This is a genomic window from uncultured Megasphaera sp. (assembly GCF_958350005.1).
Classification (GTDB): Bacteria; Bacillota; Negativicutes; order Veillonellales; family Megasphaeraceae; genus Megasphaera.
Genome location: NZ_CATWFF010000073.1, coordinates 1 through 10,077, shown reverse-complemented (window position 1 = coordinate 10,077; position 10,077 = coordinate 1). Strand labels below are relative to the sequence as shown.

Below are 10,077 nucleotides of genomic sequence, written 5' to 3'. Positions count from 1 at the left end.
ACCTTTTTCTTACTTACTCTTTCCTTTCTTTCCCATAGTATAGTATAATTTATTAGAACACATTACTAATTAATTTAAGGGAGGAGCGGCGTTGCGACGCCAGGATGTGAATAACAACCATGTATAGAACTTACATTTTTGACTTTGATTATACGCTGGCCAATTCGGAACAGGGCATTGTCATGTGTTTTGAAATGCTCTTTGCTGATGAAGGATATGGCTCGATTCCGCGGCCTGACATTTGCCGGACCATTGGCATGACCATGTATGATGCCATGGCCCAGTTGACAGGCGAAACGGATGCGAAACGAATTAACGAATTAATCCGCTTATATAAAGTACGGTATTCAGACAAATACATGGTACCTAATACGCATCTCTATCCGCAGACTATTCCCCTGCTGAAACGGCTGAAACAACAGGGCAATCGCTGCTGCATCGTCTCTACCAAGACGCGTTCCCGCATTAATCAGACCATTGAAAAAGAACACCTCCATTCTCTTATCGACTGCGTCATCGGCATTGAGGACGTAGCCCATCCCAAGCCTGCCCCTGACGGTATTCAGGAAATTCAGCACCGCTATCACCTGCAGGCAGACAGTATTTTATATATTGGTGACAGCCTGATCGATGCACAGACTGCCCGCAACGCCGGCGTAGATTTTGCCGCCGTCACAACAGGCGCAACCAAAGCCAGTGAATTCACCGCTTATCCGCACGTTCAGATCCTGCACGATTTGAGCGAGCTAGTATCATATTAACCTGCATAAGGAGTGTGCACATGATGAACAAAAAATGTTTTTCCCTCATTGCCGCATCGATGGCGGCATTAACCTTGGTCGCCGGCTGCGGCAACGATAAGTCGGCTACAGACAGCGGTGCTGCAAAAGAGGAAAAAGTCCTCATCGTCGGTACAGAACCGACCTTCCCGCCTTTTGAATTCACGGAAAATGATAAGGACGTCGGTTTTGATATCGATTTGGTCCAGGCTATTGGTGATAAAATCGGCTATAAAATCGAAGTCAAAAACCTGGGCTTTGACGCATTGATTCCGGCCCTGAAAAGCGGCCAGATCGACCTCATTGCTGCCGGTATGGATTCTACTCCGGAACGGCAGAAACAAGTCGATTTTACGGACGTATACTTCAGAGGCGGATATACCATTGTCGTCCGCAAGGATAATACGGATATTTCCGGCTATGACGGCATTGCCGGAAAGACCGTCGGCGCTCAGGTAGGTTCAAAGGCTGCTGACTTTGCCAGAGAACACGGAGCTACAGTCAAAGAATTTGACACGAACAGCCAGGGCTGGATGGAACTGGAAGCCGGCACATGTGACGCCGTTTCCATTGACTCTGCTGTTGCCATGTACTATTTAAAGCAAGGCGGCGATCAGAAACTCAAACTCGTAGGCGATCCGATTACTTCCCGCGGCGTGGCTATGGCTATCAGCAAGGATAAGCCTGAACTTCGCGACAAAGTCAATAATGCCCTCAAAGAATTAAAAGCTGACGGCACCTATGCCAAACTGTATAAAAAATGGTTTGGCACGGAACCAAAGAACCAGGATTAAAAAAAACAAATACAAGGTATATACGAAACAGCCCTTCCCGGTAATCATCCAGGAAGGGCTGTTTCGTATATACCTGCTTTCATTATGAATGTTGTTGGGTACCCAATTCAGCAGCTGCTGTTTTATACTGTGACTCTTTAGCTTCCCGCTGCTGTTCTACTTTCTTTTTCCCTTTTTCCTGCAGTTCTTTCCGGGCATCAGCTGCATCGGCGGCTTTACGCAGTTCCCCGTCAGGAACGACGAGAATACGAACAGGCAGGTTTGCTGCACCAGGCGGCATCATATGTATCGTAACGTCTGTACCGGCTGAGAAGGTATCGATATACTGCATGTCAAATTCATTGCCGGCACCCATGCTCAGTTTCGTATCCGGTAATTCTACGATTTTCTTTTCCGTTCTCTTTTCCCCATCCGTATAGGTCAGTTCGACGACGCCGGCGTATTCACCGCCTTGAGGATTGAAATACAGATGCACGTCGCCGCTTCCTTTCGTCCGCAGCAGAATCGTATAATCTACACCATAATTGCCGACGTCTTCAGAATAGCGGTCATCCATGACGTCCCGTCCCAGGAGGAATCGATCCATAATGCCGTCAGCGATTTTAATATAGCCAATGCCGTCTCTGGGCGAATAGGGAATCAAGGTCCGCATAGACCGGTCCTTGCCGTGAAAGGTACCGCGCAGTTTAGCCGAATCGCTGGGAAGATAGATTTGCTTGCGCACAAAATCCTGAGGATCTTCCTGCATTGGCAGAATCATCGTCGAAAGGATCATTGGCGACGGCAGTACGACATCGACAATGCCGGAAAACAGTTCATCCGGCTGAACGGCTATCTTATCCAGCCGTTCGCCCAGCAGCGCATACCCTCCGGGAGCCACAGAAACGGTATGAGCCGTCCAGTTTCCTTCATAATACATGGTCGACAGCTCTTTCCCTACCTGATAGTACGACGTACTGGGCCGCGTGTACTGATAGCCTTTTAAGACGGCTTCTGCAGGCTCATTGCCGGGATTATAGGCCATGACGACAATTTTTCGCGGTTCCTGACTCTGATTGACATGATAAAAATATACGCGGCAGTCTCCGCTTACCGTATCGCCATAGAGAATTCCCGGCGTTTCCGGATATTCCGGACTGTCTGAAAACAGCAGGGTCCCTGTGTCGACAGGTTCTGTCATGGCAATGGGCAGCATAGAAGAGTGAATAATCTGATTCATAACCTCCTCATCGTCAGCTGCCGGCTTGGCATAGGCAGTACTGCACAGAAAAATGGCCGCAGCTGCGGCATATATCATTTTTTTATATATTGTTGCTACGTTCATGATTATCCTGCCCTTCCAGTGTATCGGCAATATCGGCAATTTTCTTAAATCGGTGGGCCAGCCCCGATTTCGTCATTCCCGAGAGCGCTGCCAGTTCACTCATAGACGCTTCGGGATGATGCATGCGCAATTCTGCCGCTTCCTGTAATTTAGGCGTCATGCGCAGATACAGGCCTGACGCCTGTATGCGCTCAATATGGCGGCGCTGCCGTATGGCAGCATCTACGGTCTTCTGCAGATTGGCCGTTTCACAGTTGACTACGCGGTTCACATTATTCCGCATCTCTTTGACGACGCGGACACTTTCAAAATCCATATAGGCCTGGGCTGCGCCAATTTGCTGCAAAAACGACGATACGCCATTTCCTTCTTTGATATACACCAGGTACGCCCCCTTGCGGTCAGTCATTTTCGCCGGCAGCCGGAAACGCCGCATGATTTTCAGCAGCTTCTGAGCAAACAGTTCATTTTCCGTCAGCAGTTCCAGGTGATAATCGCCTTTGGGCTGGTTCACAGAGCCGCCGCCCATGAAAGCACCGCGCAGAAATGCCCGCTGACAGGCTGTATTTTTCAGATCAATGGACTGAAATTCCCTGTCTCCTGGAAATAACGACAGCTGCTGCAGCGTCCTGGTGCTGGCCAGGGACGGCGGCACGCGCAGAATATAGTAATTTTTTTTCCGCAGCCGCAGTCCCTGCCGCACCCGCACTTCCGGACGAATGGCAAAGGAAGCCATCCACATTTTCAGCGCCTTCCGGGCAACGGCATTATTGGACGTGCTGAATTCCATGCCAATATGGCCATGGGAGCCCAAAATAAGAGCGCCGCCCATGCACAGCAATGCCGCCAGTTCTGCATAGCGGCAGTCTGTGTTTTCCGGTTCACAGTGGGCAATTTCATTTTTTACCTCTTCGGCAAACGACATATGCCCGCCTCCTAATGATGTTTCAGATTATACCTCTTTAAATAATAATGAAGCAGCTCCGGCGACAGATCGGTCCGCAGCGCATTGATCAGGTCAAACAGGACATTAGCCAGCTTTTTCGTATCATGAATGCCGCCAACGTCCTTGTTGACCAGATCCGATAAAATCAGCGTAGCGCCGCAGCGATTGACTTCTTTTTTATCAATGCTGACGGGATAGGACCCTGTGCTGGCATAGCGCTGCAAAATAGCCGGGTCAACATTGCCGTTATTGGCAATGACAAAGTCGATGACGTCTTCGCCGAGCTGCCGGTTAATGGCCTTGACGTGATCGGCTACAGAGTAATTATCCGTTTCTCCCGGCTGGGTCATGACGTTGCAGATATATATTTTTCGGGCCCGGCTGTTCCGCACGGCTGCGGCAATATCAGGGACGCACAGATTCGGCATAATACTGGTATACAGGCTGCCCGGCCCCAGAACGATCGTGTCGGCATTCTGAATGGCCTTGACTGCCGACTGGACAGCTTTCGGATAAAGCGGAGTCGTAAAGACCCGTTTGATTTTTCCATGGGCATGAGGAATCTGCGATTCGCCGTGAATAATCCGGCCATCGGTCATTTCCGCATTGAGCAGAATTTTTTCTGCTGATGAGGGAATAACTTTCCCCCGCACCTTCAGAACCTTACTGGTCGCATCCATTGCCTCTTCGACGTCACCGAGGACTTCAATCAGGGCAGCAATAAAGAGATTGCCGAAACTGTGGCCTGTCAAATCGCCGGAGCCGCCAAAGCGGTGAGCAAATAATTTTTCCATAAGCCCTTCTTTATCGGCCATGGCAACCAGACAGTTCCGCAGGTCACCAGGAGCAATAATATCCAGGTCCTGCCGAATCCGGCCGGTAGAACCGCCGTCATCTGCCACGGTGACGACAGCTGTCAGATTATAGGTCTTGGTTTTAAGTCCCCGAAGCATGACGGAAAGGCCCGTGCCGCCGCCAATAACGGCAACTTTGGGCCCTTTGGCCAGCTGCAGGTTGGACAGGATCAGGTCGCTGATATTTCCCGATTCACCGGGCATGACGACGCCAAACATCGTTCGAATCAGGCGGCGCGTAGCCCAGACCATGACCAGGCAGCCGAAGACAATAATGCCAATGCCAAGGGTTGCCAGGACGGTGTAATTATAATGCCCTGTCAGTTCATACAGAAGGCGGAACAGCCACTCTTCTACCTGACTGAGCCATTGGTAATTAAACGTCAGTACGAGGCCGAAGCTCGTCGCCATCATTCCCAGACCGAAAATAAAGAGCCATCGCTTAATGTGCAGGCCCGGATGCAGCCATCTGAATACACGCATAGTCCGCCACCTCCGTTACGATCCTTCGTATCCCGGCGCGTCTTCTTCTACGTCGTTTTTATAGAGATCGCGATGTTCAATAGACACATCTACGCCCTGTTCCTTTAAATGCTTGTACATCGCTTCGGCCATGCATACGCTGCGGTGCATGCCGCCCGTACAGCCTACGGCAATGACCAGCTGACTTTTCCCTTCCCGTTCATAATTAGGCAGGAGAAAATCGATCATATCAAACCACTTCTTCTTAAAGGCCGAAGAAATGGGAAAACTTTCCACGTAATCCCGGACGGCAGGAACCCGCCCGGACTTATGCCGGTATTCTTCGATATAATAGGGATTGGGCAAGAAACGGACATCGTCGACAATATCGGCATCAATAGGCATGCCATACTTGAAGCCAAAGGAAACGACAGTAACGTTCATCATTTTCTTGCCTTCGCAGATGGCATACTTTTTGATCAGTATTTCTTTCAGCTCTTTCGGCTTCAAGTTCGTCGTGTCAATAATAAAATCAGCCTTGCTGCGCAGTGTCGCCAGGCGCTTCCGTTCTTCTACAATGCCCTGACTGATCCGTCCGTGCGGAGCCAGGGGATGGATGCGGCGCGTTTCTTTATACCGGCGCACCAGAGCCTGATCGGAGGCCTCAATAAAGACGATCTCATAGTCAACGCCCTGGGCTTTCAGGTCTTTTAAGGACTGACTCATGGCATCAAAAAATTCACCGCCCCGAATATCGGCAATCAAGGCGACGTGCCGTACCCGTTCCCCGCCTTTGATGCACAGCTCTGCAAATTTGGGAATGAGTACAGGCGGAATATTGTCGATGCAGAAATAGCCAATATCTTCCAGTACCTGGACGGCATGACTTTTGCCGGCTCCAGACATGCCCGTTACAATAATCAAGCGGAAATCCATGGGAATTCCTCCTTTTATAAAATCATATGAATCGATCGATCGCTGCTGCTACACCGTCATCATCATTGCTGGCAGTTACGTAATCAGCAGCCCCCTGGATTTCACGGTCTGCATTGCCCATGGCTACGGCAATGCCTGCTGCTTTCAGCATATCCAGATCATTTTGTGAATCGCCAACGGCCATGGTCTGTTCCATAGGTACGCCAAAAATCCGGCTCAGCTGCCGCAGGCCTTCCCCTTTATTCACGCCAGCCGGCATAATTTCCAAATACGTCGGTTCTGAAAAGAGTATCGTAAAGACACCGGGAAAGGCAGCTTCAATTTCCTGCCTGCGCCGAAGCAGGTCTTCATGGGTACCGCGGCTGAGAATCTTATTGCATACTCCCTGAGGCCTGTAGAATTCATCGCCGCAGACGACAGCTTTTGCCTTTGTAACCTGTTCATATTCTGCAATCCAGTGATCGTACACCGCTACCTGCAGGACATCGTCAATATACGTCTGCATCTGCCACCCCTTCGTTTTAGCCAGAGCCAGCAGGGCTGTTGCCGTTTCCCGGGAAATGGCCTGTTCAAACAACTTGCGCCCAGACGCTACGGTCTGAATGAGACTGCCGGAAAACAAAACCATGGGAATATCGGCCAGTCCCAGCTGATCGGCACAGGGTTTGGCGGTGCCATACATGCGCCCCGTTGCAATAGCTACGACGACGCCCTGGGCCTGTGCACGATGGACAGCTTCCTTCGTCCTGTCCGATATGGTTTTATCACTCCGCAGCAGCGTACCATCCAGATCAAGAGCGATTAATTTTACATTATGACGTTCTGTATTCATCCCATTCGCCTACTTCCACTGAAACTCTTGGGCTCCGGCAGTCGTCTCCTGCGCAGGAGCTTCTTCATACTGCAAATCACTGGCAAAGGCCTGGGCCAGTTTATCGATTTTTTCCTGTTCCTGTGCCGTAGCGTGACTGCGGTTGCGCATGGCTGCCGCTACCATCTGGGCCATTTCGAAGCGCGTCAGCGTATAGGACGGCGAAAATACATGCATGTCTGTCTGCGTAAGACCGGCTTCACTCAGCTCGTACAAATACTGGTATTCCCAGCTGTTTTTTTCCATTGTATCGAACGGATTGGGGGCGTATGGATTATATGCCGCCGCACTGCCAGCTATGAGCAGGACAGCTGCTGCAGCAAGACATAAACGTTTCATAGGGACACTCCTCCTATAAACAAAATACTCCCTGCCGGGTCTAACTGTATGTCATACCTGAAAGAGAGCATATCGTTCCTGTTATTCTTCTGCTTTTGCCGTATTGTCTGGTGCCGGAGCGGCGGACGTTTCCGTTTCTGTTCCTGTGTCTCCGTCACTTTCGCCGTCGATGACCATATCATCGAGCAGCCGCAGCTGACTGGTCAGGATAGCCCGGCATTTGGCCCGAAACGCACGAGTCTGTGATTTTACCTTATCCAGCTCCTGCTGCGAAGCCTGCAGGCTCATCGTCGTTTCATCGAGCATTTTCTTTTTCTTATTCGATGCTTCCTGCAGAATCAGATCGGCTTCCTTGCGGGCTGTGACCTTTACGTTTTCCGCCGTCTGCTGTGCCAGCATGAGCGTACTGTTCATAGTCGCTTCCATTTTTTCATACTGTGTCAGCTTATCCTGCAGTTTATCGCATTTTTCTTTCAGTTCACAATATTCACGATATACCTTTTCATAGTCACTGGCAATATCGTCCATGAACGCGTCTACATCTTCTTCACTGTAGCCGCGGAATCCCCGCTTAAACTCTTTATTATGAATATCCATTGGTGTCAGCATGGTACTATTCCTCCTCCCAGCCTATCTGCCATATACCTTTCTTTCCTTACATGTAGCGCTTCAACAGCACGCCAGTCCGCCCTTTGCGGGATGTGCCCGTAATCTGTGCAAGTTCCATCCGCCCCTTGCCGCGCAGTGAAATGACATCGCCTTCCTGCACGTCCTGGGACGGGCCTTTTGCAGGCTGCCAGTTAATCTGTACCCGTTCGCCCTTAATCGCTTCGGCCGCTTTGGTACGGGAAATGCCAAATCCCGACGAAACAATGGCGTCCAGACGAAGGGACGCTACAGTCGTCTTGATTTCCTTGACCTTTTCCTGCCGTGGCGCAATATCTTCCAGGGGCATTTCCGTTACTGCCACATGGACCATGGCAATTTTCGTAAAATTCTGCTGTAAGTATGCAAACAGCGGCGTATCTGCCAGAATAACGGCGCCGTCATCCTGCATAATAATATCGCCAAACCGTTCGCGGCCAATGCCCAGGCCCATAAGAGACCCCAGCACATCACGATGGCTCAGCAGGCGGTACCGGGCATCCCAGGTCACGCGGCAGGCTGTCAGATGAAAGTTTACCGGCCCTTCATAGGTATCGCTGACAAAAGCCAGCTTCACCCGTTCTGCCCCTTCATAGCCGCCAAAAACGCGCAGCGTCAGCGACGGTGCGTGGGCCTGAATGGTTTCGCCGATTTGCACGGCCCCAGGAGATACGAATTCACTGACCGCATAGGGACGTCCTTTCAGTACGCCGTCGGCCAGATCGATGAGGCGGGCTGCCAGCTCACCATTGTCCGTTCCCTGGTAATATCGAATAATTCTGTCTCTGTTTTTCACCCAATATCCTCCGCTACAGGCTACTGCTGCGTCGTAGTACCGCCGTCATTGCTGTCGCCGCCATTCCAGGCCAGCGGAGCCGTATTGAATTCTCCATAATCCCGTTTGCCCCGGTCAACGGTGACGTTGCTCGGCACACACAGGAAAATATCCTTGCCTACTTTCTGAATATTGCCGTCCAGCGCATAGGTTGCACCGCTGATAAAATCTACGACCCGCTTGGCTACATCCGGATCAGTCGATTCGAAATTGATGACTACAGGCTTGCGGTCACGGAGATAATCGGCAATACTCTGCGAATCATCGAAGCTTTCCGGTTCTACGATCATCATCTTCAGCGGCTGTGCCGGCTGCGCTGCATACCCTAAGGACGAACGCGGTGCCGATGCTGCCGGAGCAGGCGGAACAGAACGGCGTTTCCGCCGGTCTTCTGTATCTTCTTCTTCATATTCATCCGTTTCAAATTCATCTTCGTCATTCACGCCGCTAATAGAGCCTACTACTTTGTCCCAAGCATCCTTCAATCCCATGGTTTCATCCTCCTTAGTAATTACGGGCGCCAAAGATGGCCGTGCCGACACGTACCATATTGGCTCCTTCTTCAACTGCTATTTCAAAATCATGGGTCATGCCCATCGATAAATGACGGATCTGGCCGTCAGGAAATTTGGTCTTCATGTCTTCATACAGCCCATGGGCAATGCGGAATACAGGGCGTACGTCTTCAACATTTTCATAATTCGGCGCCATGCACATCAGGCCGACAACGCGCACGCTGTCTATGCCTGCTGCCAGTTCGCACATAGCCGGAAAGTCTTCTACTTCCATGCCAAATTTGCTTTCTTCTCTGGCTACATTGACCTGGAGCAGAATATCCTGTACCTTGCCGATTTTGGCCGCTTCTTTGCCGACAGCTTCCAGCAGGTGCCGGGAATCGATAGAATGAATCAGGTCAAAATGAGCGACAGCCTGTTTGGCCTTGTTCGTCTGCAGATGACCGATTAAATGCCACGTCAGGTGGTTATCGGGAAATTCCTTCAGCTTTTCCAGCGCTTCCTGCACGCGGTTTTCCCCTACATCTGTAATACCGTCTGCAGCGGCTTCTTTCATATATTCTACAGGATGATTCTTCGTAACGGCGACAAGCGTAATGGCATCTGTTCTGCCAACGCGGGCAGCAGCAGCGGCAATACGCTGCTTGACAGCTGCAATATTTTCTTTAATCAAAACAAACCCCTCCATCATGCTTCATGAGCAATAGGAACTCCATAAATCCATAAAACAACACATAAAATAAAAACATTACATCGTTTCTATTATATATACTTGAC

The 10,077-nt window shown here is 50.5% G+C and carries 12 protein-coding genes; 2 read left to right on the top strand and 10 right to left on the bottom strand.

Features of this window, described 5'->3' with window-relative positions:
- Positions 1 to 119 precede the first annotated feature (119 nt).
- Positions 120 to 761 (top strand): HAD family hydrolase, encoded by a 642-nt coding sequence (locus tag Q3886_RS05745; RefSeq protein WP_301860222.1) that lies wholly within the window; start codon positions 120 to 122, stop codon positions 759 to 761.
- 20 nt (positions 762 to 781) lie between these two features.
- The gene (locus Q3886_RS05740) at positions 782 to 1,573 is read left to right on the top strand and encodes a basic amino acid ABC transporter substrate-binding protein (RefSeq protein ID WP_301860220.1); all 792 of its coding nucleotides are present in this window, start codon (positions 782 to 784) and stop codon (positions 1,571 to 1,573) included.
- A gap of 82 nt (positions 1,574 to 1,655) precedes the next feature.
- On the opposite strand, the gene Q3886_RS05735 is transcribed toward Q3886_RS05740, so the two are convergent.
- From Q3886_RS05735 to Q3886_RS05690, 10 genes are all read right to left on the bottom strand, one after another.
- Positions 1,656 to 2,897 carry a hypothetical protein gene (locus Q3886_RS05735; RefSeq protein ID WP_301860218.1) on the bottom strand — a complete coding sequence of 414 codons (1,242 nt, stop codon included), beginning with the start codon at positions 2,895 to 2,897 and terminating at the stop codon, positions 1,656 to 1,658.
- A complete protein-coding gene (gene whiA / locus Q3886_RS05730) occupies positions 2,875 to 3,822 on the bottom strand; it encodes a DNA-binding protein WhiA (RefSeq protein WP_301860217.1) in 948 nt (315 codons plus the stop codon). Before whiA ends, Q3886_RS05735 begins: the two co-directional genes overlap by 23 nt.
- An 11-nt stretch (positions 3,823 to 3,833) precedes the next feature.
- Positions 3,834 to 5,180 (bottom strand): YvcK family protein, encoded by a 1,347-nt coding sequence (yvcK, locus tag Q3886_RS05725; protein WP_301860215.1) that lies wholly within the window; start codon positions 5,178 to 5,180, stop codon positions 3,834 to 3,836.
- Between the two features lie 15 nt (positions 5,181 to 5,195).
- Positions 5,196 to 6,095 carry an RNase adapter RapZ gene (gene rapZ, locus Q3886_RS05720; protein WP_301860214.1) on the bottom strand — a complete coding sequence of 300 codons (900 nt, stop codon included), beginning with the start codon at positions 6,093 to 6,095 and terminating at the stop codon, positions 5,196 to 5,198.
- A 22-nt stretch (positions 6,096 to 6,117) separates the two neighbouring features.
- On the bottom strand, positions 6,118 to 6,927 hold the full coding sequence (locus Q3886_RS05715; protein WP_301860212.1) for a Cof-type HAD-IIB family hydrolase: 810 nt from the start codon (positions 6,925 to 6,927) through the stop codon (positions 6,118 to 6,120).
- Between the two features lie 9 nt (positions 6,928 to 6,936).
- On the bottom strand, positions 6,937 to 7,305 hold the full coding sequence (locus Q3886_RS05710) for a hypothetical protein (protein ID WP_301860210.1): 369 nt from the start codon (positions 7,303 to 7,305) through the stop codon (positions 6,937 to 6,939).
- 81 nt (positions 7,306 to 7,386) lie between these two features.
- The gene (locus Q3886_RS05705) at positions 7,387 to 7,914 is read right to left on the bottom strand and encodes a DivIVA domain-containing protein (RefSeq protein ID WP_301860209.1); all 528 of its coding nucleotides are present in this window, start codon (positions 7,912 to 7,914) and stop codon (positions 7,387 to 7,389) included.
- A gap of 46 nt (positions 7,915 to 7,960) precedes the next feature.
- Positions 7,961 to 8,746 carry an RNA-binding protein gene (locus Q3886_RS05700; RefSeq protein ID WP_301860208.1) on the bottom strand — a complete coding sequence of 262 codons (786 nt, stop codon included), beginning with the start codon at positions 8,744 to 8,746 and terminating at the stop codon, positions 7,961 to 7,963.
- Positions 8,747 to 8,766: 20 nt separating this feature from the next.
- On the bottom strand, positions 8,767 to 9,276 hold the full coding sequence (locus Q3886_RS05695) for a cell division protein SepF (RefSeq protein ID WP_301860207.1): 510 nt from the start codon (positions 9,274 to 9,276) through the stop codon (positions 8,767 to 8,769).
- 13 nt (positions 9,277 to 9,289) lie between these two features.
- Positions 9,290 to 9,973 (bottom strand): YggS family pyridoxal phosphate-dependent enzyme, encoded by a 684-nt coding sequence (locus tag Q3886_RS05690; RefSeq protein WP_301860206.1) that lies wholly within the window; start codon positions 9,971 to 9,973, stop codon positions 9,290 to 9,292.
- Between the last annotated feature and the right edge of the window lie 104 nt (positions 9,974 to 10,077).

Excerpts from the sequence above, each read along its gene's own strand:
- Q3886_RS05740 (WP_301860220.1), top strand. The coding sequence starts at position 782 with ATGATGAACAAAAAATGTTTTTCCCTCATTGCCGCATCGATGGCGGCA.
- Q3886_RS05705 (WP_301860209.1), bottom strand. The coding sequence starts at position 7,914 with ATGCTGACACCAATGGATATTCATAATAAAGAGTTTAAGCGGGGATTC.
- yvcK (WP_301860215.1), bottom strand. The coding sequence starts at position 5,180 with ATGCGTGTATTCAGATGGCTGCATCCGGGCCTGCACATTAAGCGATGG.
- Q3886_RS05710 (WP_301860210.1), bottom strand. The coding sequence starts at position 7,305 with ATGAAACGTTTATGTCTTGCTGCAGCAGCTGTCCTGCTCATAGCTGGC.
- Q3886_RS05695 (WP_301860207.1), bottom strand. The coding sequence starts at position 9,276 with ATGGGATTGAAGGATGCTTGGGACAAAGTAGTAGGCTCTATTAGCGGC.
- rapZ (WP_301860214.1), bottom strand. The coding sequence starts at position 6,095 with ATGGATTTCCGCTTGATTATTGTAACGGGCATGTCTGGAGCCGGCAAA.
- Q3886_RS05745 (WP_301860222.1), top strand. The coding sequence starts at position 120 with ATGTATAGAACTTACATTTTTGACTTTGATTATACGCTGGCCAATTCG.
- Q3886_RS05715 (WP_301860212.1), bottom strand. The coding sequence starts at position 6,927 with ATGAATACAGAACGTCATAATGTAAAATTAATCGCTCTTGATCTGGAT.
- Q3886_RS05735 (WP_301860218.1), bottom strand. The coding sequence starts at position 2,897 with ATGAACGTAGCAACAATATATAAAAAAATGATATATGCCGCAGCTGCG.
- whiA (WP_301860217.1), bottom strand. The coding sequence starts at position 3,822 with ATGTCGTTTGCCGAAGAGGTAAAAAATGAAATTGCCCACTGTGAACCG.